This window comes from uncultured Agrobacterium sp., from assembly GCF_913777885.1.
Taxonomy (GTDB): Bacteria; Pseudomonadota; Alphaproteobacteria; order Rhizobiales; family Rhizobiaceae; genus Agrobacterium.
In genome coordinates this window covers 1-23,914 of the sequence record NZ_CAJYTV010000002.1, presented here as the reverse complement: position 1 = coordinate 23,914, position 23,914 = coordinate 1, and the positions used below count along the sequence as shown (strand labels likewise).

Annotated in this window: 18 protein-coding genes and 1 tRNA gene; 2 read left to right on the top strand and 17 right to left on the bottom strand. The window is 57.2% G+C overall.

Features of this window, described 5'->3' with window-relative positions; all coding sequences use genetic code 11:
- The 4 genes from QZ869_RS00980 to rpsL form a co-directional block, all read right to left on the bottom strand.
- Positions 1–127: GTP-binding protein (locus QZ869_RS00980; protein WP_244455647.1), on the bottom strand; the 127-nt coding region annotated here is incomplete at its 3' end.
- A gap of 65 nt (positions 128–192) precedes the next feature.
- Complete coding sequence (fusA, locus tag QZ869_RS00975) at positions 193–2,292, bottom strand: elongation factor G (protein WP_113261681.1); 2,100 nt, start codon at positions 2,290–2,292, stop codon at positions 193–195.
- Between the two features lie 33 nt (positions 2,293–2,325).
- Positions 2,326–2,796, bottom strand: coding sequence for a 30S ribosomal protein S7 (rpsG, locus tag QZ869_RS00970; protein ID WP_062425165.1), 471 nt, complete (start codon positions 2,794–2,796; stop codon positions 2,326–2,328).
- A gap of 76 nt (positions 2,797–2,872) precedes the next feature.
- Positions 2,873–3,244, bottom strand: coding sequence for a 30S ribosomal protein S12 (gene rpsL, locus QZ869_RS00965; protein WP_003507760.1), 372 nt, complete (start codon positions 3,242–3,244; stop codon positions 2,873–2,875).
- A gap of 557 nt (positions 3,245–3,801) precedes the next feature.
- On the opposite strand from rpsL, the gene QZ869_RS00960 reads away from it, so the two are divergent.
- On the top strand, positions 3,802–4,095 hold the full coding sequence (locus QZ869_RS00960) for a transcriptional regulator (RefSeq protein ID WP_113261687.1): 294 nt from the start codon (positions 3,802–3,804) through the stop codon (positions 4,093–4,095).
- Positions 4,096–4,213: 118 nt separating this feature from the next.
- Here the strand turns inward: QZ869_RS00960 and QZ869_RS00955 are convergent, their stop codons facing one another.
- From QZ869_RS00955 to QZ869_RS00900, 12 genes are all read right to left on the bottom strand, one after another.
- Positions 4,214–5,962 (bottom strand): FAD-dependent monooxygenase, encoded by a 1,749-nt coding sequence (locus QZ869_RS00955; protein WP_296102064.1) that lies wholly within the window; start codon positions 5,960–5,962, stop codon positions 4,214–4,216.
- Complete coding sequence (locus QZ869_RS00950) at positions 5,959–6,456, bottom strand: MarR family transcriptional regulator (protein WP_296102063.1); 498 nt, start codon at positions 6,454–6,456, stop codon at positions 5,959–5,961. The genes QZ869_RS00955 and QZ869_RS00950 overlap by 4 nt, the downstream gene beginning before the upstream one ends.
- Before the next feature lie 85 nt (positions 6,457–6,541).
- Positions 6,542–8,125 (bottom strand): ABC-F family ATP-binding cassette domain-containing protein, encoded by a 1,584-nt coding sequence (locus tag QZ869_RS00945; protein ID WP_296102061.1) that lies wholly within the window; start codon positions 8,123–8,125, stop codon positions 6,542–6,544.
- Between the two features lie 255 nt (positions 8,126–8,380).
- Positions 8,381–12,589 (bottom strand): DNA-directed RNA polymerase subunit beta', encoded by a 4,209-nt coding sequence (rpoC, locus tag QZ869_RS00940; RefSeq protein ID WP_296102058.1) that lies wholly within the window; start codon positions 12,587–12,589, stop codon positions 8,381–8,383.
- A 183-nt stretch (positions 12,590–12,772) separates the two neighbouring features.
- Complete coding sequence (gene rpoB / locus QZ869_RS00935) at positions 12,773–16,912, bottom strand: DNA-directed RNA polymerase subunit beta (protein WP_296075540.1); 4,140 nt, start codon at positions 16,910–16,912, stop codon at positions 12,773–12,775.
- Between the two features lie 260 nt (positions 16,913–17,172).
- Positions 17,173–17,550 (bottom strand): 50S ribosomal protein L7/L12, encoded by a 378-nt coding sequence (rplL, locus tag QZ869_RS00930; RefSeq protein ID WP_004442635.1) that lies wholly within the window; start codon positions 17,548–17,550, stop codon positions 17,173–17,175.
- Positions 17,551–17,608: 58 nt separating this feature from the next.
- Complete coding sequence (gene rplJ / locus QZ869_RS00925) at positions 17,609–18,127, bottom strand: 50S ribosomal protein L10 (protein ID WP_296075535.1); 519 nt, start codon at positions 18,125–18,127, stop codon at positions 17,609–17,611.
- Between the two features lie 362 nt (positions 18,128–18,489).
- Complete coding sequence (gene rplA / locus QZ869_RS00920; RefSeq protein ID WP_296075533.1) at positions 18,490–19,185, bottom strand: 50S ribosomal protein L1; 696 nt, start codon at positions 19,183–19,185, stop codon at positions 18,490–18,492.
- A gap of 2 nt (positions 19,186–19,187) precedes the next feature.
- Positions 19,188–19,619 (bottom strand): 50S ribosomal protein L11, encoded by a 432-nt coding sequence (rplK, locus tag QZ869_RS00915; protein ID WP_062588826.1) that lies wholly within the window; start codon positions 19,617–19,619, stop codon positions 19,188–19,190.
- 217 nt (positions 19,620–19,836) lie between these two features.
- The gene (gene nusG, locus QZ869_RS00910) at positions 19,837–20,367 is read right to left on the bottom strand and encodes a transcription termination/antitermination protein NusG (protein WP_296075560.1); all 531 of its coding nucleotides are present in this window, start codon (positions 20,365–20,367) and stop codon (positions 19,837–19,839) included.
- Positions 20,368–20,388: 21 nt separating this feature from the next.
- The gene (gene secE, locus QZ869_RS00905; protein WP_003523719.1) at positions 20,389–20,589 is read right to left on the bottom strand and encodes a preprotein translocase subunit SecE; all 201 of its coding nucleotides are present in this window, start codon (positions 20,587–20,589) and stop codon (positions 20,389–20,391) included.
- Positions 20,590–20,775: 186 nt separating this feature from the next.
- Positions 20,776–20,851: transfer RNA gene (locus QZ869_RS00900), tRNA-Trp, on the bottom strand.
- 467 nt (positions 20,852–21,318) lie between these two features.
- Here QZ869_RS00900 and QZ869_RS00895 point away from each other — a divergent pair.
- Positions 21,319–23,331, top strand: coding sequence for a methyl-accepting chemotaxis protein (locus QZ869_RS00895; protein WP_296102056.1), 2,013 nt, complete (start codon positions 21,319–21,321; stop codon positions 23,329–23,331).
- Positions 23,332–23,663: 332 nt separating this feature from the next.
- Here QZ869_RS00895 and QZ869_RS00890 read toward each other — a convergent pair.
- Positions 23,664–23,914, bottom strand: a 251-nt coding sequence (locus QZ869_RS00890) for a transposase (RefSeq protein WP_296102054.1), incomplete at its 5' end; no start/stop codon positions are given.

Genomic DNA, 23,914 nt, shown 5'->3' with positions numbered 1-23,914 from the left:
CATACGCCTTGAACTCGCCGAAGAACTTCGTGATCGCTGCCGTCAGAGACGTCTTGCCGTGGTCAACGTGACCGATCGTGCCGATGTTGACGTGCGGCTTCGTCCGCTCAAACTTGCTCTTTGCCATTAGTGGCTCTCCATCTTGTCCCTAAGCGGGAATAAACTCTAAATCTCGTTTGGGGCGTACCCCGATCACTTCTGACCGGAGTACTTTGCCTGGATGTCGGCAGCAACGTTGCTCGGAACCGGCGCATAGTGATCGAATGTCATCGAATACTGTGCACGGCCCTGAGACATCGAACGAAGGTTGTCGACGTACTTGAACATGTTGGCCAGCGGAACGTGAGCGCTGATCACGATTGTGATGCCACGCGATTCCTGACCCTGGATCTGACCGCGACGCGAGTTCAGATCGCCGATCACGTCACCGACGTAATCTTCAGGAGTTACGACTTCCACCTTCATCATCGGCTCGAGAAGCTGTGCACCAGCCTTCTTCGCTGCTTCGCGGAAGCAGGCACGCGATGCGATTTCGAACGCCAGAACAGACGAGTCAACATCGTGGTATGCACCATCGATGAGCGTTGCCTTGACACCCAGCATCGGGAAGCCAGCCAGAGGACCGGAAGACAGAACGCTTTCGATACCCTTCTGAACGCCTGGGATGTATTCCTTCGGAACAGCACCACCAACGATCTTGGATTCGAACTTGAAGTCTTCGCCTTCTGGGTTCGGTTCGAAGATGATCTTGACACGAGCGAACTGACCGGTACCACCGGACTGCTTCTTGTGGGTGTAATCTTCTTCGTGCAGACGCGTGATCGTTTCACGGTAAGCAACCTGCGGAGCGCCAACGGTGGCTTCAACCTTGAACTCGCGACGCATACGGTCAACGAGAATGTCGAGGTGAAGTTCGCCCATGCCGGCAATGATCGTCTGACCGGATTCTTCGTCCGTCTTGACGCGGAACGAAGGATCTTCAGCAGCCAGGCGGTTAAGCGCGAGGCCCATCTTTTCCTGGTCGCCCTTGGTCTTCGGCTCGATCGCGATCTGGATAACCGGCTCAGGGAATTCCATACGCTCGAGGATAACCGGCTTCAACGGATCGCAAAGCGTGTCGCCCGTCGTGGTTTCCTTGAGGCCAGCCAGAGCAACGATGTCGCCAGCAAAGGCTTCTTCGATGTCTTCACGGCTGTTGGAGTGCATCTGAAGCATACGGCCGACGCGCTCGCGCTTGTCCTTGACCGTGTTGATAACGGATGTGCCCTTTTCGAGCTTGCCCGAGTAGATACGCGCGAAGGTGAGCGAACCGACGAAGGGGTCGTTCATGATCTTGAACGCGAGCATGGACAGCGGCTCGGCGTCGTCAGCGTGACGCTCGATTTCGGCTTCCGTCTTGAAGTCGATGCCCTTGATCGCCGGAATGTCCAGCGGAGAAGGCAGGTAATCGACAACAGCGTCGAGAAGTGGCTGAACGCCCTTGTTCTTGAACGCGGTACCGCAGAACATCGGGTGGAACTTCACGTCGATCGTGCCGCGACGAACGAGCTGACGGATCTTTTCGTTGTCCGGGTAGTTGCCTTCGAGATAGGCTTCCATCGCTTCTTCGTCGATCTCGACAACAGTCTCGATCAGCTTTTCACGATATTCTTCAGCCTTGGCCTTCATGTCTTCTGGAATTTCGACGACGTCCCACTGGGCGCCGAGGGATTCGTCGCGCCAGATCAGAGCATTCATCTCGATCAGGTCGATAACGCCCTTGAATTCCGTTTCAGCGCCGATCGGCAGCTGCATGACGACAGCAGTGGCACCGAGGCGGGTCTTGATCATTTCTACCGAGCGGTAGAAGTCAGCACCCGTCTTGTCCATCTTGTTGCAGAAAATCATACGTGGAACGTTGTACTTCTCTGCCTGACGCCAGACGGTTTCCGTCTGCGGCTCAACACCGGCGTTGGCGTCGAGCAGCGCGATAGCGCCGTCGAGAACGCGCAGCGAACGCTCAACTTCAATGGTGAAGTCGACGTGGCCGGGGGTGTCGATGATATTGAAACGGCGCATCTTGCCATCGCGACCCTTCCAGAAGGTCGTGGTAGCAGCAGAGGTGATCGTGATGCCACGCTCCTGCTCCTGCTCCATCCAGTCCATCGTGGCTGCGCCATCGTGAACTTCACCGATCTTGTGCGACTTACCGGTGTAGTAGAGAATACGCTCGGTGGTGGTCGTCTTACCGGCGTCGATATGCGCCATGATACCGAAGTTACGGTAATCTTCGATTTTATATTCGCGAGCCATAATGGACTGCCTTTCGATCTTCGACCGTTGAGATTACCAGCGGTAGTGCGAGAATGCGCGGTTAGCATCAGCCATCTTGTGCGTATCTTCACGCTTCTTGACGGCAGATCCGCGGTTGTTCGCGGCGTCCATGAGTTCGCCGGAGAGGCGATCAACCATGGTCGTTTCGTTGCGCTTGCGCGCAGCAGCGATCAGCCAGCGGATGGCGAGAGCCTGGCGGCGCTCCGGACGAACGTCGACCGGAACCTGGTATGTCGCACCACCAACGCGGCGAGAACGGACTTCAACATGCGGAGCAACGTTGTCGAGAGCGGAATGGAACACGCCGAGCGGCTCCTGCTTCGTCTTGCCCTGCACGGCGTCGAACGCGCCGTAAACGATGCTTTCGGCAACAGACTTCTTGCCGTGAAGCATGATGGCATTCATGAACTTGGTGACGACCAGATCGCCGAACTTCGGGTCCGGGTTGATCTCACGCTTTTCTGCACTATGGCGACGGGACATACTCTTTGTCTCTCATTTGTTATTGACGCTATACCACGCGGAGAACCTCGCGCAGCGCCGAATTGTTATTGCCGAATTACTTCGGACGCTTCGCACCATACTTCGAACGGCGCTGCTTACGGTTCTTGACGCCCTGGGTATCGAGAACACCGCGGATGATGTGGTAACGAACGCCCGGCAAGTCCTTGACGCGGCCGCCACGGATCATGACAACGGAGTGTTCCTGAAGGTTATGACCTTCACCAGGAATGTAACCGATGACTTCAAAGCCGTTGGTGAGGCGGATCTTGGCAACCTTACGAAGAGCCGAGTTCGGCTTCTTTGGGGTCGTCGTGTAAACGCGGGTGCAAACGCCACGCTTTTGTGGGTTTTCCTGCAGAGCAGGAACCTTGTTGCGCTTTACCTGTGCCTGACGCGGCTTGCGGATCAGCTGGTTTACGGTAGGCATATAACCATCCCTTGCAAAAACTACTTTAGCCACCCCTTCGGGTGGCGGCTACGCCGTCTCCGGCAACCAAACACGCACAGCCTCATGCGCAAAACGTGGCCCGATCCGGTTTCCTCGGATGGACCACCAAGAGCAGAGGACGTAAAGACATACGTCTTGCGTGCAACAATCGTGTCTCTTACGTGTTTTGGACCCCTGTTTGAAGTGATCTCCAGGACGAGTCGTCCCAGATGGCCAGACTTCACATCGGCTCCGATGGCGGGCGTACTACTGTCTTAGCCCGCTTTCGTCAAGGGTGAATCCGAATTTTGTCCCCGCGTGGCAGGCTCTAACGCCCGGCGCTGCGGCAATTCTCAAGGCTTTTACCATAAAGCCCCTACCCTCACCATTGTTTTTCGGCTTGTGCCCTTTGGCTTTTCACCAAAGCCGTCTATTGATTCCCTTGAAGCACCATTCGGCCCAAGATCAGGGTTGCGATGGACACAACATGTGGCAGGCGTCAACGTCAGATGGATTCGCCTCTGGCACCCTCCACCAAAGACAAAAGGAATCGCGTCATGATCACCGAACCCGACAACGATAATGGACGCGACGAAGCTATGGTCTTCGTCATTATCGGCAAGGCCTATGAGCGCGAAGGCGAAGACGGCATCGACATCCACGTCATCCTCCAGGCGCCAGACGACGACACGGCCGTGCGCGAAGCCTTGAACGCTCTGTCGGAAGAAGGCTTCCTCGAAGCCGATCTCGACCAGATCGGCATGATTACCGAAGTGCCGGACGACGAACCCCATGCATCCGCCTATCAGGGCGCCCTGGAAGGCGAAGTGTCGATCATCCGCTTTGCGTGACAATAGAAAAGGGGCGTGCGGCAGCGCGCCCCCGTGCTCCTCGCCACCTCCGCGCAGACTCAGCCGGATAGCCTTAGCCTGCGCAGGCTAAATCGTTGGTCAAGACCTCACCTCTCCTTCAATTGGACTCGGCCCGACAGCTCTCCGCCACCAACGGATCGACGCGGGCCTGCGCCCCAGAACGAGGCAAACCAAAAATCTTCTGGCAGTATGATCGGAGCTTTTCGGGACGATCAGCCTCGCCTCTGTAAGCGATGTGCCCATCCGGTCGAATGAGGATCAGTGACGGCTGTTCGATACCGTAAGCACTATGCGCTTCATGATCGAGGTCATAGAGGGAGGTCGGCTTCGTCTCCCCTTTAGTCGTGGTGGCGAGCACCAGGCGGGGACGAATGAAATACCAGTCACTGACGGTCGCGAAACTCGACTGAAGTCGAGCCGAGCTTTCCCGGTTGCGCCCGTCGAACCCAAGCAGCGTCCACCCAAAACTTTCTCCATCGGGATTGTAGATGCAATCGAAGAGCGTCGTCGAACTGCCGTCCTGTGCGATCACCTTTGCATCCGGAGCGCGCTCCCCTGCCTTCGGTGCGCTCTTGGTGACCAGGTCCTTTAACCCGGACAGATGGTCCTCGTTCAAGGGGCTTTTCGGGTAGGCAACATTCAATTGCTGCAGATCCGCACTGCCTTGAATGAGCGTGCCGATATCTGGAAGGAACCTTGCCGCCAGATCGATCGCGGCATCCTTGATCGCGCCACGATAAACGCTGTTTTCAAAACCGCGAACCTGTTGATCGTCAAGCCTGCGGTGCTCGCCGCCCCTCTCATCATCATAAGACTGAAGCAGCAGAGGTGCCGCCCAACCGTCAAGGACCATCGCCAAGCGCCAGGCCAAACCCACCGCGTCATGAAACCCCGAATTCATGCCCTGCCCGCCAGCAGGCAGCGCCTCGTGTCCAGCGTCACCTACAAGAAATACCCTTCCCTTGGCGTAGTGGTCTGCAGCCCCATGCTGAAAGCGACTATGCGTCAACCAGATGGGATCGGTGAGCGTCAGTGTCTCATCCTCGGTAACCTCTCGTGCAATGGCCTGCATTTCCTCTAGAGTCGGGTCTCTGTCCGGAAGACCGGTATCGTCGGACAGGAAGAACAGGCGGTGATACCCGCCCCAGACGGGGAGCACCCCACAGAAGCCTTTCTCGTAATAGAAAAACCACAGATGGTCGAAATCGGTGGAGCGGCGCCATGTCAGCTTTGCGTCAAGTTGCCGGTTCATGACGTGAGGCAGCTTCTTGAGTTCAAATTCGAGACCCAGTCCCTTGCGGACAGAGCCATCGTGCCCGTCTGCGCCGACGAGGTAACGACAGCGCAAGGTCTCGATGGGTTCAACGATTTGATCTTCATCATCCCGGCTGACCGTGCCCACCGTGACCGTCACGCCATCGGCATCCTGCTCGAAGGAGATGACCCTTCTACCTCGCTCGACCTCTCCTGCGCTGCTCCTGATCCGTTCAGTCAACGTCTGCTCGATTACGTCCTGGCCGCTATAGAGAACGGGTCCGTAAGGACTATCGACATCGGCAATCCTGACGGGGTTGACCGGGCGCCCATTCAGCAGCGTGTTGATTTCGGTTATCTGGTAGGATTTCTCTGCAAGGGCATCGCGAAGACCAATGCTCGCCAAGAGTTCCTGTGGACGAGCCCAGAGATTATTGGCGCGGGAATGCGCGCGCGGCTCGTGTCGCTGTTCAAACAGTCGAAATGTCACACCGTGATGCGCCAGCGCACAAGCCGTCGTCAGCCCGATTGGACCGCCCCCGACGATGATCACATCGACATCGAAATTCCTTTTCTCCTGTTCCGCCTTCATAATGTTCCTTTCTCGGATGCCTCGTCGAGATCATCGCCATTCGTTTGGAGAGCTTCGTCCAGTGCTGAATTGAGGTCTCGCAGGACGTTCATGGCGGCGGCCAACCGCTGCGCGCCAACGCGCCTGAGAATGTATTCGTCAAGCGACAGAACGGCCGTCTCGGCCTGTTTCAAAGCTGCCCTGCCAACTGTTGTCAGCACGACGAGCTTTGCCCGCAGGTGATGGGGGTTCGGCTCCAGCCTAACAAATCCACGCTCGACCAGGAGATCGGTCACACGCTGTACCGACTGGCGTGTCAAACCCATGTTACGAGCGATGTGCGCGACGGGCAGAGGCGACTGTGCGTAGCCCAATGCTCCTAAAACCTGCCACCATGCCGTCGTCAGTCCAAGTGGCCCCACGATCCGATTGCCCGTATCCACCAACCGACCATTGCTTTCGAAAATAGAAAGCACGAGGCCGCGAACGATCTTCTGGGTGTCATCGGCACTCATGTCAGCCTCCCATCAAATTGACAACATGCTGTCAACTAGAGATGAAGCTAATAGTTCCAGACACTGACAAAACAAATGGAAGCGTTCACCCCGCCAATCGAATGACCCTGTGCGGTGACAGCGCCCTCACGAATGACTCATCGTGACTAACAGCAAGGATCGCCCCGTCATAGATTGCCAATGCTCCCTCAAGCGCTGCAATCCCATCCAGGTCCAGATGATTGGTCGGCTCGTCGAGGATCAACAGTTGCGGCGGTGTCACGGCACCAAGTGCGCAAGCGAGCCCGGCCCGCAGGCGTTCGCCGCCGCTCAGATTGGCCGCTTTGCGCAATGCATCGTCTGCGCGGAAATTAAACCGAGCCAACGCAGCATAGGCCTCTCGATCTGCTGTCACGGGGTTGATCTGCTGGAAGTTCTCAAGCAAGCTCATATCACCGGAGAGAGACAGGACGTGCTGATCGAGAACCGCGAAGGGCACCCGCACGTCCACAGCGCCCTCAAATGGTGTCAACGCACCGGAGATCATTTTCAACAGCGTGGACTTGCCGCTTCCATTCGGTCCGGCAAGCAGAATGCGTTCCGACCCAGTCACGGCCATGGTAAGGTCACGGATGACAGGTCGTGAGCGGTCATACCCGCCGGAAACAGCATCGAGGCGAAGGACGGTCTTGCCTGCGACCAAACCGGTCGACGGGATATCCATTCGAATCGGCTGAAGTACCTCTATCCGCGAGCGTGCGGAGCATAATGCTTCCTCGGCCGCCTCGCGTCGGGCATCGCGCAACCGCTGACTTGCGCCGCCGGAGGCCTCCGCCCGCCCCTGCGCCGCATCCATCAATATCTTCGGCTGATCGCCTCTGCTCCGGCTCCTCGCCCCCACACTGTCCTTACGTGCTTTCCGCTCGGACGCTTGCTGCGCGCGCTGTGCCACCTCACGACTTGCTCTTCCCGCATGCAAAAGATCATGTGTCGCCGCGTCCAGTTCTAACTGCTTACGCCCACGGTAGGCACTGAAATTACCGCCATAGCGGGACAACCCAAGCGTCGTGAGTTCTGCAATCGCATTCATCTCTTCCAGCAGTTCGCGATCGTGGCTGACGACGATTGCGCCACCCTTCCAATGACGGACAAGCGCGATCACCAGATCCCGGCCCGCTCTGTCGAGATTGTTGGTCGGCTCGTCCAGCAAAAGGAAATCCGGCCCAGCCATCATTATCGCCGCAAGCGCCGCCCGGACCCGCTGCCCACCAGAAAGATTGGCAAGCCGCGTATCGGGATCGGCGGAGAGACCGTGATCCGCCAGCGCCGACTCCATTCTGGCCCCTAAAGTCCAGTCGGCTTCAGCCAGTTCCTCCACACTTGCCTTCCCCTCGGCTGCAAGGTCAAGGAGCGCCAACGCCTCCTTAAGACCGAAGAGATCGGCAAGCGTTGCATCCTGGTGGATCATCCCGTCCTGGCGCATCAGCGCGACCGTGCCATTCACGGCAACGCAACCGGCGTGCGGGGTCATATCTCCGGCGATCACACGCAAAAGCGTCGTCTTGCCCACACCGTTGCGCCCGACGAGCCCAATGCGCTCATCAGTGAAATTGAAATCGATATTGGTGAAAAGCGGTTTGCCGTCAGGCTTGATGCAGGACAGACCGGAAAGAGAAATCGACGAAACCATAGGACAGTACATCTCGCTGCAGAACCAAGGGTGAAGTGGTTGCGCGTGTAAAATCCATTGTCGTCATCTCTCCTCTATCGAAGCATCTGGAAGATAAGACCGTTTGCCCGATCGTTCAAGTCACATCAATTTTCGCAGGCGTGTCCTGAGAAAACGGCCCACTGTCCGTACCAAAACAAAAAACGCCCGGATTACTCCGGGCGTTTCTATGTCCATTGGCGAGGACCTCCATGAGAGGCCCCTGCCCTGACTGCCTTACTCGGCAGCCGGTGCCTTGTCCGTCATGTCCTGCAGCATCTGGTTGGCGGAAGCAGAGCCAGTGCTCTTCTTGCGCTCCTCGATGATGAGGTCGTCGCGGGTCGTCGCGATGCGGCGGATCTGCGTCATGGTGCCGCCGGTACCAGCCGGAATGAGACGGCCGACGATGACGTTCTCCTTGAGGCCCTGCAGCGTGTCCGTCTTGCCGGCGATTGCAGCTTCGGTGAGAACCTTGGTGGTTTCCTGGAACGAAGCAGCCGAGATGAAGGACGGCGTCTGCAGCGATGCCTTGGTGATACCGAGAAGAACCGGTTCGCCATAGGCAGGCTTCTTGCCTTCTTCGATCAGACGATCGTTGTTGTCTTCCATCTCGATGCGGTCGACGTTGTCGCCCACGATATACTGGCTGTCGCCGGCATCCGTGATCTCAACCTTCTGCAGCATCTGACGAACGATGACTTCGATGTGCTTGTCGTTGATGACAACGCCCTGCAGACGATAGACTTCCTGGATTTCGTTCACGAGGTAGGAAGCGAGTGCCTCCACGCCCTTGATCGCCAGAATGTCGTGCGGTGCCGGGTTACCGTCGAGGATGTACTCACCCTTCTCGATGTAGTCGCCTTCCTGAAGATGGAAGGGCTTGCCCTTCGGGATCAGGTATTCGACTGGCTCGACGCCGCCTTCCGCAGGCTCGATCATCACGCGGCGCTTGTTCTTGTAGTCGCGGCCGAGACGGATCGTACCATCGATTTCAGCGATGATAGCATGATCCTTCGGACGACGCGCTTCGAAGAGTTCGGCAACGCGCGGCAGACCACCGGTGATGTCCTTGGTCTTGGCGCTTTCCAGCGGCGAACGTGCAAGCACATCACCCTGAGAAACCTTCTGACCAGGCTCGACCGACAGAATTGCATCCACCGAAAGCTGGAAGCGGGCTTCGCCGCCACGGGACAGCTTGGCAACAGCGCCAGACGCATCCTTGATGACGATCGCAGGCTTCAGATCCGAACCACGTGGTGTCGAACGCCAGTCGATAACCTGACGCTTGGTGATACCGGTGGATTCGTCGGTCGCTTCGAGAACGGAGAGACCATCGACCAGATCTTCGAAGTGAACAGTACCTTCCACTTCCGTCATCATTGGACGGGTGTAAGGGTCCCACTCTGCCAGACGCTGACCGCGCTTGACCTTGTCGCCGTCATCGACGAACAGCTTCGAACCGTAAGCGACGCGCTGCGAAGAACGCTCGACGCCACGCTCATCGAGAATGGTAACCGACATGTTGCGGCCCATGGCGATGAGAACACCTTCCGACGAGCGGAGGATGTTGCGGTTCTTGATCTGGATCGTGCCTTCGTAGGACGCTTCCAGGAACGACTGGTCAACCACGTTGGCCGTGCCGCCAAGGTGGAACGTACGCATGGTCAACTGCGTGCCTGGCTCACCGATCGACTGAGCGGCGATAACGCCCACGGCTTCACCCATGTTGACGGGTGTTCCGCGTGCAAGGTCACGACCGTAGCAGACGCCGCAGACACCGACCTGGATTTCGCAGGTCAGAGCCGAACGGATGCGAACGGACTGGATGCCAGCCTTTTCGATCACAGCGACATCGGCTTCGTCGATCAGCGTTCCCGCCTTGACGATATTCTCGCCAGTCACCGGGTTGTCGATATCGTCGAGCGACGTACGACCGAGAATACGTGCGCCGAGCGAAGCAACGACCTGTCCGGCATCGACGATGGCGGTCATGGTGAGGCCCTTGTCGGTGCCGCAATCACGAGAGTTGACGATGCAGTCCTGTGCAACATCGACGAGACGACGCGTCAGGTAACCGGAGTTCGCCGTCTTCAAGGCGGTGTCTGCAAGACCCTTACGGGCACCGTGGGTCGAGTTGAAGTACTCGTTAACGGTCAGGCCTTCTTTGAAGTTCGAGATGATCGGCGTTTCGATGATCTCACCCGATGGCTTGGCCATGAGGCCGCGCATACCACCGAGCTGACGCATCTGGTTCGGTGAACCGCGGGCGCCGGAGTGGCTCATCATGTAGATGGAGTTCATCGGCTTTTGACGACCGGTTTCCTCGTCGAACTCAACAGCCTTAATGCGGGCCATCATCTCTTCGGCGACCTTTTCAGTCGCCTTGCCCCAGGCGTCGACAACCTTGTTGTACTTTTCGCCTTGGGTGATGAGACCATCATTGTACTGCTGCTCGTATTCCTTCACCAGAGATTCGGTGTCGCCAACGATCTTTGCCTTGGTGTCCGGAATGATCATGTCGTCCTTGCCGAACGAAATGCCGGCGCGGCAGGCATGGGTGAAGCCGAGCTGCATGATGCGGTCGCAGAAAATGACCGTGTCCTTCTGGCCGCAATGACGGTAGACCGTGTCGATCATCTTGGAGATGTTCTTCTTGGTCATTTCCTGGTTGCAGGTCTCGAACGGCACGTTCACGTTCTTCGGCAGAAGTTCGCCGATGATCATGCGTCCAGGCGTCGTTTCATAGATCTTGGATACCAGCTTGCCGTCGGCATCCATGGTCTTGAAGCGGCCGCGGATCTTGGCATGCAGCGTCACGACCTTGTTCTCCAGAGCATGATGCAACTCGCCCATGTCGGAGAAGGCCATGCCTTCGCCCGGCTCGCGCTCGTTCATGATCGAGAGATAGTAGAGGCCGAGAACCATGTCCTGCGACGGAACGATGATCGGTGCGCCGTTTGCAGGGTGCAGAATGTTGTTCGTCGACATCATCAGCACGCGTGCTTCCAGCTGCGCTTCGAGCGACAGCGGAACGTGCACGGCCATCTGGTCACCGTCGAAGTCGGCGTTGAACGCCGTGCAGACGAGCGGATGCAGCTGGATGGCCTTGCCTTCGACCAGAGTCGGTTCGAAAGCCTGGATACCCAGACGGTGCAGCGTCGGTGCGCGGTTCAGAAGAACCGGATGCTCGCGGATGACCTCGTCGAGGATATCCCAGACTTCCGGCTTTTCCTTTTCAACCAGCTTCTTGGCCTGCTTGACGGTGGAGGAGTAACCCTTCGCGTCAAGGCGGGCGTAGATGAACGGCTTGAAGAGCTCGAGCGCCATCTTCTTCGGCAGGCCGCATTGGTGCAGCTTCAGTTCCGGACCGGTCACGATGACCGAACGGCCGGAATAGTCGACGCGCTTGCCCAGAAGGTTCTGGCGGAAGCGGCCCTGCTTGCCCTTGAGCATGTCGGAGAGCGATTTCAGCGGACGCTTGTTGGCACCCGTGATAACGCGACCGCGACGGCCGTTGTCGAACAGCGCGTCAACGGATTCCTGCAACATACGCTTTTCGTTGCGGATGATGATGCCCGGTGCGCGAAGCTCGATAAGACGCTTCAGACGGTTGTTACGGTTGATGACGCGGCGGTACAGGTCGTTCAGGTCAGACGTCGCGAAGCGGCCGCCATCCAGCGGAACCAGCGGACGCAAGTCCGGCGGGATGACCGGAACGACCTTCATGATCATCCATTCCGGACGGTTGCCGGATTCCATGAAGTTCTCGACGATCTTCAGACGCTTCATCAGCTTCTTCTGCTTGAGATCCGAGGTGGTCTCAGCAAGATCGGAACGCAGATCGCCAGCGATCTTCTCGAGGTTCATGGAAGCGAGCATTTCATAGATCGCTTCAGCACCGATCATGGCCGTGAACTGGTCTTCACCGAATTCATCGACAGCAATCATGTACTCTTCTTCGGACAGAAGCTGGTTCTGCTTCATCGAAGTCAGGCCAGGTTCGGTCACGATGTAGTTTTCGAAATAGAGAACGCGCTCTACATCCTTCAGCGTCATATCGAGCAGGGTCGAGATACGCGAAGGCAGCGACTTCAGGAACCAGATATGGGCAACTGGAGCAGCAAGCTCGATATGGCCCATACGCTCACGGCGAACGCGCGACAACGTCACTTCGACGCCGCACTTTTCGCAGATGATGCCCTTGTACTTCATGCGCTTGTACTTACCGCACAGGCACTCATAGTCCTTGATCGGTCCGAAAATGCGCGCGCAGAACAGGCCGTCGCGCTCAGGTTTGAACGTACGGTAGTTGATTGTTTCCGGCTTCTTGATCTCGCCGTAGGACCACGACAGGATTTTTTCCGGCGAAGCGATCGAAATCCGGATGGAATCGAAATGCTGCGCGGGCACCTGCGGGTTGAAAAGATTCATGACCTCTTGGTTCATGCCTTGTCTCCTTAAGGGGATGGAGCCCCTTGCTTGCATCTGGCGCGATCTTTCCCGGGTTGACCGGCCAGTGCTTCAAACATGGATCTATCCGCAAAATGCGGCGAAAGTGTCCGTCCACGAACACGCGTCCGTGAGCGAAACTGGCAGGCGCTCGTTTCGAAGCGCCTGCCTTTTCTGATCTTATTCCGCCGCGTCAGGCAGCTGATCGCCAGCCTGCTGCTCTTCGAGCTTGGAGTTTTCCAGCTCGACGGAGAGGCCCAGAGACCGCATTTCCTTGACGAGAACGTTAAAGCTCTCAGGAATACCAGCTTCGAAGGTGTCGTCGCCACGGACGATCGCTTCGTAAACCTTGGTGCGGCCCGCCACGTCGTCAGACTTGACGGTGAGCATTTCCTGCAGCGTGTAGGCTGCGCCGTAAGCTTCTAGAGCCCAGACTTCCATTTCCCCGAAGCGCTGACCGCCGAACTGCGCCTTGCCGCCCAGCGGCTGCTGGGTAACGAGCGAGTAAGGACCGATCGAGCGAGCGTGGATCTTGTCGTCGACAAGGTGGTTCAGCTTGATCATGTACATGTAGCCGACAGTCACCTTGCGGTCGAAAGCCTCACCCGTACGTCCGTCGTAGAGAACCGACTGACCGGACTCATTGAGACCAGCGCGCTTCAGCATCGAAGCAACATCGGGCTCATGCGCGCCGTCGAAGACCGGTGTTGCGATGGAGACGCCCTTGCGGGACTGCTCTGCAAGGCGCACAAGCGCATCGTCGTCGAAGGAAGACACTTCGTCCTTCGCCTCAGACGCGTAGACTTCCGTCAGCTCGTTCTTCAGGTCGGTGATGTCCATCGTCTTGCGATACTCGTCGAGCAACTCGCCGATCTTCTTGCCCATACCGGCACAAGCCCATGCGAGGTGCGTTTCGAGGATCTGACCGACGTTCATGCGCGAAGGCACGCCCAGCGGGTTCAAGCAGATGTCGACATGCGTACCATCTTCCAGGAACGGCATGTCTTCGACAGGCACGATACGCGAGACGACGCCCTTGTTACCGTGACGGCCAGCCATCTTGTCGCCCGGCTGGATCTTGCGCTTAACGGCCACGAAGACCTTGACCATCTTCATGACGCCCGGAGGCATTTCGTCGCCGCGCTGGACCTTCTCGACCTTGTCCATGAAGCGCTGTTCAAGGCGCGACTTTGACTCGTCGTACTGACCACGCAGAGCTTCGATCTCGGCCTGAACCTTCTCGTCCTCGACCGCAAACATCCACCACTGCGAGCGGGGATATTCGGAGACGACGGCGTTAGAAAGCTCAACACCCTTCTTGAAGCCCTTCGGACCGGCAATCGAAACCTGGCCGCGCAGCATGTCGACCAGACGGCCATAGACGTTGCGGTCCAGAATTGCCTGTTCGTCGTCGCGGTCCTTTGCAAGACGCTCGATTTCCTCGCGCTCGATAGCCATCGCACGTTCGTCCTTTTCGACGCCGTGACGGTTGAACACGCGAACTTCGACGACCGTACCGAACGTGCCGGGAGGCATGCGCATGGAGGTGTCGCGAACGTCGGAAGCCTTTTCACCGAAGATGGCGCGCAGAAGCTTTTCTTCCGGCGTCATCGGGCTTTCGCCCTTCGGCGTGATCTTGCCGACAAGGATATCGCCAGGCTGAACTTCCGCACCGATGTAGACGATACCGGCTTCGTCGAGGTTCTTCAGCGCTTCTTCCGAAACGTTCGGAATGTCGCGCGTGATTTCTTCCGGACCAAGCTTGGTGTCGCGGGCCATCACTTCGAATTCTTCGATGTGGATGGAGGTGAACACGTCGTCGGAGACGATGCGCTCGGACATCAGGATCGAGTCTTCGTAGTTGTAACCGTTCCAAGGCATGAACGCGACGAGCGCGTTGCGGCCAAGTGCCAGGTCACCGAGATCGGTCGAAGGACCGTCCGCGATGATATCGCCCTTGTTCAGAATGTCACCGACGGCGACCAGCGGACGCTGGTTGACGCAGGTGTTCTGGTTGGAACGCTGGAACTTCTGCAGGCGGTAGATGTCAACGCCGGACTTGCCAGCATCGAGATCTTCCGTTGCACGGATAACGATACGCGTCGCATCCACCTGGTCGACCACGCCGCCACGACGGGCTGCAATGGCAGCGCCGGAGTCACGGGCAACGATCGGCTCCATGCCGGTACCGACGAACGGTGCCTCGGCCCGCAGAAGCGGAACGGCCTGACGCTGCATGTTCGAGCCCATGAGAGCGCGGTTAGCGTCGTCGTTTTCCAGGAACGGAATGAGGGCGGCCGCGACCGAAACCAGCTGCTTCGGCGAGACGTCCATCAGGTTGATGTTGTCACGCGGAGCCAGCATAACTTCGCCGGCATGACGGCAAACCACGAATTCTTCCGTGAATGCGCCTTCAGCGTCGAGCTCGGCATTGGCCTGTGCAACGTAATACTTCGCCTCTTCCATAGCGGAGAGGTAGATCACGTCGGTGGTGACCTTGCCGTCCACGATCTTGCGGTACGGGCTTTCGATGAAGCCATACTTGTTGACGCGGGCGAAGGTCGCCAAGCTGTTGATCAGACCGATGTTCGGGCCTTCCGGCGTTTCGATCGGGCAAATACGGCCGTAGTGGGTCGGGTGAACGTCGCGGACTTCGAAGCCTGCGCGCTCACGGGTCAGACCGCCCGGTCCAAGAGCCGAAAGACGGCGCTTGTGGGTGATTTCCGAAAGCGGGTTCACCTGGTCCATGAACTGCGACAGCTGCGAGGAGCCGAAGAATTCACGAACGGCAGCAGCTGCCGGCTTCGCGTTGATCAGGTCCTGCGGCATAACAGTGTCGATTTCGATCGAGGACATACGTTCCTTGATCGCGCGTTCCATGCGCAGGAGACCCAGACGATACTGGTTTTCCATCAACTCGCCGACAGAACGAACACGGCGGTTGCCGAGGTTGTCGATGTCGTCAATTTCGCCCTTGCCGTCACGCAGCTCGACCAGCATCTTAACCACGGCCAGGATGTCGTCCTTGCGCAGCGTGCGCACGGTGTCTTCCACGTCGAGGTCGAGACGCATGTTCATTTTGACGCGACCGACGGCCGAAAGGTCGTAACGCTCGGCGTCGAAGAACAGCGAGTTGAACATGGCTTCCGCAGAATCCATGGTCGGCGGTTCGCCCGGGCGCATCACGCGGTAGATATCGAACAGAGCGTCCTGACGGTTCTCGTTCTTGTCTGCAGCAAGCGTGTTGCGGATATAGGCGCCAACATTGACGTGGTCGATGTTGAGGACAGAGATTTCTTCGAAGCCATGACCGAGAATGACGGTCAGCGCCTTATCGTCGATTTCGTCGCCGGCTTCGAGATAGATTTCACCCGTCTCGTAGTTGACGATGTCTTCGGCCAGGAAGTTGCCGTAAAGGTCTTCGTCGCTGGCCTTGAGAGCCTTGAGACCCTTCTCGGTCAACTGACGCAGCAGACGCGGGGTCAGCTTCTTGCCACCTTCGACAACGACTTCGCCGGTATCGGCATCGATCATGTCGGTGATGACCTTTGCGTTCTTCAGCGTCTCGGGCTGGAACGGGATGCGCCATCCGTCGCCTTCGCGTGCGTAGGTCGCCTTGGTGTAGAAGGTCGACAGAATTTCTTCGCCATCCATGCCAAGCGCCATGAGGAGCGAGGTGACAGGAAGCTTGCGGCGACGGTCGATACGCGCGAACACGACATCCTTGGCGTCGAACTCGATATCGAGCCAGGAGCCGCGGTAAGGGATGACACGCGCAGCAAAGAGCAGCTTGCCGGAAGAGTGGCTCTTGCCCTTGTCGTGGTCGAAGAACACGCCTGGCGAACGGTGCATCTGAGACACGATAACGCGCTCGGTGCCGTTGACGATGAACGTGCCGTTATTGGTCATGAGCGGCATGTCGCCCATGTAGACCGACTGTTCCTTGATGTCCTTGATGGACTTCGCGCCTGTATCCTCGTCGATATCGAACACGATGAGGCGTAGCGTCACCTTGAGCGGCGCTGCGTAGGTCAGATCGCGCTGACGGCATTCCTCGACGTCGAACTTTGGTGCTTCGAATTCATAAGATACGAATTCCAGCATGGACGCGCCGGAGAAGTCGGTGATCGGGAATACGGATTTGAATACGGCGTTCAATCCCTCGTCGGGACGTCCGCCCTTGGGCTCGTCAACCATGAGGAATTGGTCATACGAAGCCTTCTGAACCTCGATGAGGTTCGGCATTTCCGCTACTTCTGGAATTTTGCCGAAAAACTTGCGTACGCGCCTACGACCGTTAAACGAAAGGGTCTGAGCCATCGTCGCTCCTTTAAAATTGCATCCGGGCCTGCAACGGACGGGTACCGATGGCCAGTCGACCCCGTCGAATAATGGGTAAAATCAATCTCGTTCCACTTCCCGGATCGATCAGGCCGGATTGCCTGATGAGCTGGTTCGGAACCATTCTCTTGAAGAACCCATTACCCAAGAACCGTTTTCAGGCGGTTCTTGGGTAATCGGTTTCAAACAGAGCGATAATGGGAGAAGGATTTTCCTTCTCCCATCAGCAATCTTAAAGATTACTTAACGTCGACCTTAGCGCCGGCGTCTTCAAGCTTCTTCTTGAGGTCAGCAGCTTCAGCCTTGGAAACAGCTTCCTTGACAGGCTTCGGAGCGCCTTCAACGAGGTCCTTAGCTTCCTTCAGGCCGAGGCCGGTGATGCCACGAACTTCCTTGATGACGTTGATCTTGTTGGCGCCAGCGTCAACCAGGATAACGTCGAATTCGGTCTTTTCTTCTTCAGGAGCAGCAGCGGCAGCAGCGCCACCAGCAGCAGCAACTGCTACAGGAGCAGCAGCCGAAACGCCCCACTTCTCTTCGAGAAGCTTGGAAAGCTCAGCAGCTTCCAGAACGGTCAACGAGGAGAGGTCTTCTACGATCTTTGCGAGATCAGCCATTTTTCAGTTCCTTTAATTCGGTTCGAACCGGTTTGAATATTTACAGCGAAAAACCGCCTTAAGCGGCTTCGTCCTTCTTGGAGTAAGCCGAGAACACACGAGCAAGCTGGCTTGCCGGTGCTGCCACAACCGTTGCGACGCGGGTTGCCGGGGCATTGAGAAGGCCCAGCAGCTTCGCACGCAGCTCGTCCAGCGAAGGCAGAGTCGCAAGCGACTTGACTGCATCAGCTGTCAGCGTGGTTGCGCCCATGGCGCCGCCCAGTACAACGACCTTGTCGTTGGTCTTGGCGAAGTCCATGACGACTTTCGGAGCAATCATAGGGTCAGTGCTGTATGCAATCAGCGTCTGTCCCTTGAAGAGATCTGACATCCCTTCCGACTCCGTACCCTGAAGAGCGATCTTGGCCAGGCGGTTCTTCGCGACCTTGACGGTGCCGCCAGCAGCACGCATTTTCGAACGAAAATCGTTCATCTGCGCAACTGTGACACCAGCATAGTGGGCCACGACAACTGAACCGGAAGCCTTGAAGACTTCGTTCAGCTCCGTGACGAATTCGCGTTTTTCCGCTCTTTCCACTGTCTGTCTCCAGTAGATGACTACACATTGAATGTGCACCCATCGGGTTTGCCTTTGCCTCAAGGGTTTTCGTTGCCGAAATCCCAAGCGACGCTTGAGGATCCTGTCCCCCGCTCTGTCGCCGCAAACGGCTTCAGGCACAGGCACATCAGGTTCGAACCGAATTATTTAGCATCGTCTCGATGCGAAAATCCGGGCTCTTACCCGTCTCATGCAGGTTGAATGATTAAGGCCAATATCTCGGGAGATACCAACCACCTGCAATCTCGGACAGGAATTCCGGGTTACCCCGGAAATTTCCGGCTCTTGCGAACCGGAAATCAGTATTGCCGCGCCTCCTTGGAAGGCGCAGCGAAATCAACTTAAGCCGTAACCGACGAAGGGTCGATCTTGAAGCCTGGGCCCATGGTCGAGGAGATCGCTACGCGCTTGACGTAGTTGCCCTTTGCACCGGTAGGCTTAGCCTTGATGACGGCGTCAGCAAAAGCCTTGATGTTTTCTTCCAGCGCCTTGGCATCGAACGAAGCCTTGCCAACGCCGGCGTGAACGATACCGGCCTTTTCGACGCGGAACTCGACAGCGCCACCCTTGGAAGCCTTGACGGCACCAGCGACATCCATCGTGACCGTACCGACCTTCGGGTTCGGCATCATGCCGCGTGGGCCGAGAACCTTGCCGAGACGACCGACGAGCGGCATCATGTCAGGGGTCGCGATAACGCGGTCGAAATCGATCTTGCCGCCCTGAACCGTTTCCAGCAGGTCTTCGGCGCCAACGATGTCTGCACCAGCAGCCTTGGCTTCATCAGCCTTGGCGCCACGAGCAAAAACAGCAACGCGAACGTCACGGCCTGTGCCGTTCGGCAGATTGACAACGCCACGAACCATCTGGTCGGCGTGACGCGGGTCAACGCCAAGATTCATTGCAACTTCAATGGTTTCGTCGAACTTGGCGACAGCCCGTTCCTTAACCATCGAGATGGCGTCGGTCAGGACGTAGAGCTTGTTCGGGTCAACACCTTCACGGGTCTTCTGTACGCGCTTTGCAAGCTTAGCCATGATCAACCTACCACTTCCAGGCCCATGGCGCGGGCAGAGCCCTCAACCATTGCCATTGCGCCTTCGATGTTGGCTGCATTCAGATCCTTCATCTTGGCTTCTGCGATCGTCTTGACCTGAGCCTTGGTGATGGAGCCGACCTTGGCGCCCTTACCAGGCGTCTTGGAACCGGAGGTGATCTTAGCTTCCTTCTTCAGCCAGTACGTCATTGGTGGCTGCTTCATGACGAAGGTGAAGGACTTGTCCTGGTAATAGGTGATGACGACCGGGATCGGCATACCCTTTTCCATTTCCTGCGTGGCGGCATTGAACGCCTTGCAGAATTCCATGATGTTAATACCACGCTGACCAAGTGCCGGGCCGATTGGCGGGGACGGGTTAGCCGATCCTGCCTTAACCTGCAACTTGAGCTGGCCTGCAACTTTCTTAGCCATTACTCTCTGCCTTTCAAATCGAACCGGTTTCCCGGTCCATATGCCGGAATATCCGGCGGCTGCGGTTGCGTGGTTCGACCCCTGCCCCGGCTTGAGAGCCAGATGATCTTCCACGCGCTTTGCGGCCCTGGCCGCATCACATCAGGATGTAGAAGCAAATGCTTGCTCTATAATCCTGATGTATTGACAAAGGGCGAAACCACCCTCCGAAACTTGATCAGACCTTCTCGACCTGATTGTACTCGAGCTCTACCGGAGTAGCGCGACCGAAGATCGACACTTCGACCTTGAGGCGCGAGCGCTCCTCGTCAACGTCCTGAACGACACCGTTGAACGATGCGAACGGACCGTCGGAGACGCGAACCTGCTCGCCGATTTCGAACGAAACCGAAGACTTCGGACGCTCGACACCTTCCTGGACCTGACCGAGAATACGGTCAGCCTCGGAATCCGGAATCGGAACCGGCTTATTGTCGGAACCGAGAAAGCCGGTGACCTTCGGCGTATTCTTGATGAGGTGATAAGCCTCATCCGTCAAGTTAGCGCGCACCAGCACGTAACCTGGAAAGAACTTGCGCTCGCTATCAACCTTGCGGCCACGACGCACCTCGACGACCTTTTCAGTCGGAACGAGGATTTTTTCGAACAGATGGTCCAGACCCTTCTGGCGAACCTTTTCTTCGATCGATTCAGCGACCTTCTTCTCGAAATTCGAGTAGGCCTGAACAATGTACCAACGCGCTGCCATTATAGCTCTCCGTTCGATGCGTTAGCGGCCGACATTCAGCACGAGGCTGAGCAACCAGCCGATAAGCTGATCTGCCGCAAAGAAGAACAGAGCCGCAAAGATGACCATAACCAGCACCATAGCCGTGGAAATCATGGTCTCGCGGCGCGATGGCCAAGTGATCTTCGACGCTTCGGCGCGCACCTGCTGCAGAAACGTAAACGGGTTGGTTTTGGATGCCATTGACTGCCCACGCAATTACGGCGCGTAAAGCCGATACTAATCAGCCCCACGCACCGCGTGTCTGTTTTGACCCTACATAAACGCCGATTCCCTTTTTAACAAGAGAAAATCGACATTCGGTGAATTCGCCGGATACCCGGCACTCAATCGCCATGCAGCGAGGTTGCGCGCTTGCGACTGAGAAAATGGCAGGGGCAGTAAGGCTCGAACTTACGACCTGCGGTTTTGGAGACCGCCGCTCTACCAACTGAGCTATACCCCTTCAGACCAAACCAGACTCAGCAATTCGCCTCGCCCGCCCGGTGTGTGCCTCCTTTAAGACGGCGCGCCGCGATTGGCAAGCGTCTTTTTACATTTTTCCAAAGTCAGACGATGCACGCAGACGACTGACAATAAGAACCCGCGACATTCACGACTACGTTTCATGAAATACAATTTTCTAAAGTATTAAGAAAGTATTTACCGAATATATCAGGATTCTTCCTAGAAAAAATTCAATTATTCGACTGAACCAATTTCGATGCCGCATCGTTATGGCACCGTCTTGCTGGGCCTCTTAGTGGGCAACTGGACATTGTCGCTCGAATGAATTGCAGCGGCGCTTCAAGACCATTTTTATGCTGCAGGAAGAGATGATGACTTCCCGCGCGCTCTTCGGCGGTGCGGGTGCTCGGTCATGCTGGGTGGGTCGCATTAGGGTTCCTCTATCATCTGCGGCTAAGACACATGATGAAGCAACTGCAACACATGAAGACCTCCTTCAAGATTACAATCACCTTCGCGATTCTCATCGTTGTCGCGGCAACGGTCAGTCTCCTGAATTATCGCAGCATTCATTTCATCGACAAGACGAATGGCTGGATACAGCACACCAATGAGGTCTATCGGGCGACGAACAAAATTCTCGTGGCCATCGTCAATCAGGAAACTGGCTTGCGTGGTTACCTCATTGCGGGAAACGATGCATTCCTCGATCCCTATCGCGGCGGCATCAGTGATTATGAAGCGGGCCTCGCCAATGTGAAGGCGTTGACTTCAGACAATCCCGCCCAGCAGCAACGACTTGCCAACCTTGACGAACAGGCAAAGGCTTGGCGCGCCAACATCGCGGAAAAAGAGATTGCGCTGATGCGCAATACATCCACCGCCGAGCAGGCCAGAGCGTTGGAAGCTCAGGGCGCGGGCAAAGCCTATATGGACAAGATCCGCAGCACCATTGCGGAAATTCAGGAAACCGAGCGCAGCCTGATGGACGCGCGAAGTGCTGACGGCGATGCTGCGGTTGGCAACTCAGACTGGGTCAACATCGGCGGCCTGATCGGCCTTACAGGCTTCGCGCTTTTCGGCGGCTTTGCTCTTTACCGCGGCATCGCCGAACCCGTCGGCAGTTCGACAGCCGTCATGCGCAAGCTGGCCGATGGTGATCTGGACGTCGACGTCCCGTTCACAGAGTTGAAGAACGAGCTGGGTGAAATGGCCCGTGCAGTCGAAGTCTTCAAACAGAATGCTATCAAGGTTCGTGAGCTGAATGCGCAGGAGGCGGCACTACAGGCAAAGAGTGCCGACCTCCAATCGAACATCGGCGAAGTGGTCTCCGCCGCCGTGGCTGGCGACTTCACCAAGCGCATTACCAAGAACTACGGCAATGTCGACCTCGACAGGTTTGCAGCCCAGGTCAATGAACTGGTCGCTTCCGTCGATCATGGCGTAGCAGAAACCCGGCGCGTTATCTCTGCTCTTTCGGACGGCGATCTGACGGCAGGCATGCATGGCGAATTCCAGGGTGCATTTGCCGAACTGCGTGACAACGTCAATCACACCATGGCAAACCTGCGCCATCTTCTCGGCCAGGTTCGCATCGCGATCGAAACAATCAATAGTGGCGCGGGCGAAATGCGCACAGCGTCTGGCGAGTTGTCCAAGCGGACCGAGCAGCAAGCTGCGTCTCTTGAGGAGACCTCCGCAGCACTGGAGGAAATCACCGCTGCGGTGAAAAACTCCACCGAGCGGGCAACGGAAGCAAGCCATATGGTAGACGAGGCACGCCGCTCGACCGAACAGTCTAGCGCGGTCGTGCAGAATGCCGTCTCCGCCATGGGCCGCATAGAGCAGGCCTCGGGCGAGATCGGCCAGATCATCAACGTGATCGACGAGATCGCATTCCAGACCAACCTTCTCGCCCTCAATGCAGGCGTGGAAGCAGCGCGCGCTGGCGAAGCAGGAAAGGGATTTGCCGTCGTCGCACAGGAAGTCCGCGAGCTTGCGCAACGCTCCGCTCACGCTGCCAAAGAAATCAAGACACTGATCTCCCGCTCCGGCGACGAGGTGCAGACCGGCGTGAAACTGGTAACGGCGACCGGCGACGCGCTCGGCCAGATCCAGAGCCATGTGATCAAGATCAACGAGCACGTCCACTCGATTGCGACCGCAGCGCGGGAACAGTCTACTGGATTGTCGGAGGTCAACACCGCGGTCAATCACATGGACCAGATGACGCAGCAGAATGCCGCCATGGTGGAAGAATCGACAGCCTCCTCCAACCGCCTGGCCGACGAGGCGTCCAATCTCGCCCGCCTCATCACCCGCTTCAAGCTGGACGATGCGGCCCCTGCCCTTCGCGCGGCACCACTCGATGCACCGCCAATCCTCTCTCCTGCCCGCGCATTGGGCGGCAGGTTGAGCAGAGCGTTCAGCGGAAGAACAGCGGCAGTTGCTTCTCCCGGTCAGTGGGAGGAGTTCTGAAGGCGACGATGCCCACCACCCCAGTCCCAACGAGGCGGAGTGGCGACCATCAGACGATAGGTCTTTGAACGTCCATCCGGTGGGTCCCCTCACCGGATGTTTTTTGTTTCTACGCGAAGTCCGAGCGCAGACCCAACTCTGCCGGCTAGCAGCCAGATCTGTTGGAGACACATCCCAGGCACCCGAAAACGCAAAAGCCCCGCTGTCTCCAGCGGGGCTCAGACCGCTGACAAACCCGTCGATTTTTCGGCGGGTTTTTCTTTTTTAGGATGATGCTGTTTGTTGATCTGCGTGTGCGACGCTGAATGGGAGACAAGTTGAGGGTGATCGCCTCATCCCCACGCAGGTTTAGGTGTTTTGGTCACCGCCATTGCGATCTTCTTGATGTTTTGTGCCGCTGCGGCGATGAGGCACTGCCATCTGACTTTGATCAGGCCACGGAAGCGGGCATAGCGGTGGCCGTGAAGCTGTTTGGCATCGGCAAAGGATCGCTCCACCGTTTCCTTGCGCCGCTTGTAGATCGCTTTGCCCCGTGCCGTCTTCCGTTGGGCGTCAGTTCGCTCACGTGCATCTTGCCAGACAT

Excerpts from the sequence above, each read along its gene's own strand:
- fusA (WP_113261681.1), bottom strand. The coding sequence starts at position 2,292 with ATGGCTCGCGAATATAAAATCGAAGATTACCGTAACTTCGGTATCATG.
- rpsG (WP_062425165.1), bottom strand. The coding sequence starts at position 2,796 with ATGTCCCGTCGCCATAGTGCAGAAAAGCGTGAGATCAACCCGGACCCG.
- rpsL (WP_003507760.1), bottom strand. The coding sequence starts at position 3,244 with ATGCCTACCGTAAACCAGCTGATCCGCAAGCCGCGTCAGGCACAGGTA.
- QZ869_RS00960 (WP_113261687.1), top strand. The coding sequence starts at position 3,802 with ATGATCACCGAACCCGACAACGATAATGGACGCGACGAAGCTATGGTC.
- QZ869_RS00955 (WP_296102064.1), bottom strand. The coding sequence starts at position 5,962 with ATGAAGGCGGAACAGGAGAAAAGGAATTTCGATGTCGATGTGATCATC.
- QZ869_RS00950 (WP_296102063.1), bottom strand. The coding sequence starts at position 6,456 with ATGAGTGCCGATGACACCCAGAAGATCGTTCGCGGCCTCGTGCTTTCT.
- QZ869_RS00945 (WP_296102061.1), bottom strand. The coding sequence starts at position 8,125 with ATGGTTTCGTCGATTTCTCTTTCCGGTCTGTCCTGCATCAAGCCTGAC.
- rpoC (WP_296102058.1), bottom strand. The coding sequence starts at position 12,589 with ATGAACCAAGAGGTCATGAATCTTTTCAACCCGCAGGTGCCCGCGCAG.
- rpoB (WP_296075540.1), bottom strand. The coding sequence starts at position 16,912 with ATGGCTCAGACCCTTTCGTTTAACGGTCGTAGGCGCGTACGCAAGTTT.
- rplL (WP_004442635.1), bottom strand. The coding sequence starts at position 17,550 with ATGGCTGATCTCGCAAAGATCGTAGAAGACCTCTCCTCGTTGACCGTT.
- rplA (WP_296075533.1), bottom strand. The coding sequence starts at position 19,185 with ATGGCTAAGCTTGCAAAGCGCGTACAGAAGACCCGTGAAGGTGTTGAC.
- rplK (WP_062588826.1), bottom strand. The coding sequence starts at position 19,619 with ATGGCTAAGAAAGTTGCAGGCCAGCTCAAGTTGCAGGTTAAGGCAGGA.
- nusG (WP_296075560.1), bottom strand. The coding sequence starts at position 20,367 with ATGGCAGCGCGTTGGTACATTGTTCAGGCCTACTCGAATTTCGAGAAG.
- secE (WP_003523719.1), bottom strand. The coding sequence starts at position 20,589 with ATGGCATCCAAAACCAACCCGTTTACGTTTCTGCAGCAGGTGCGCGCC.
- QZ869_RS00895 (WP_296102056.1), top strand. The coding sequence starts at position 21,319 with ATGAAGCAACTGCAACACATGAAGACCTCCTTCAAGATTACAATCACC.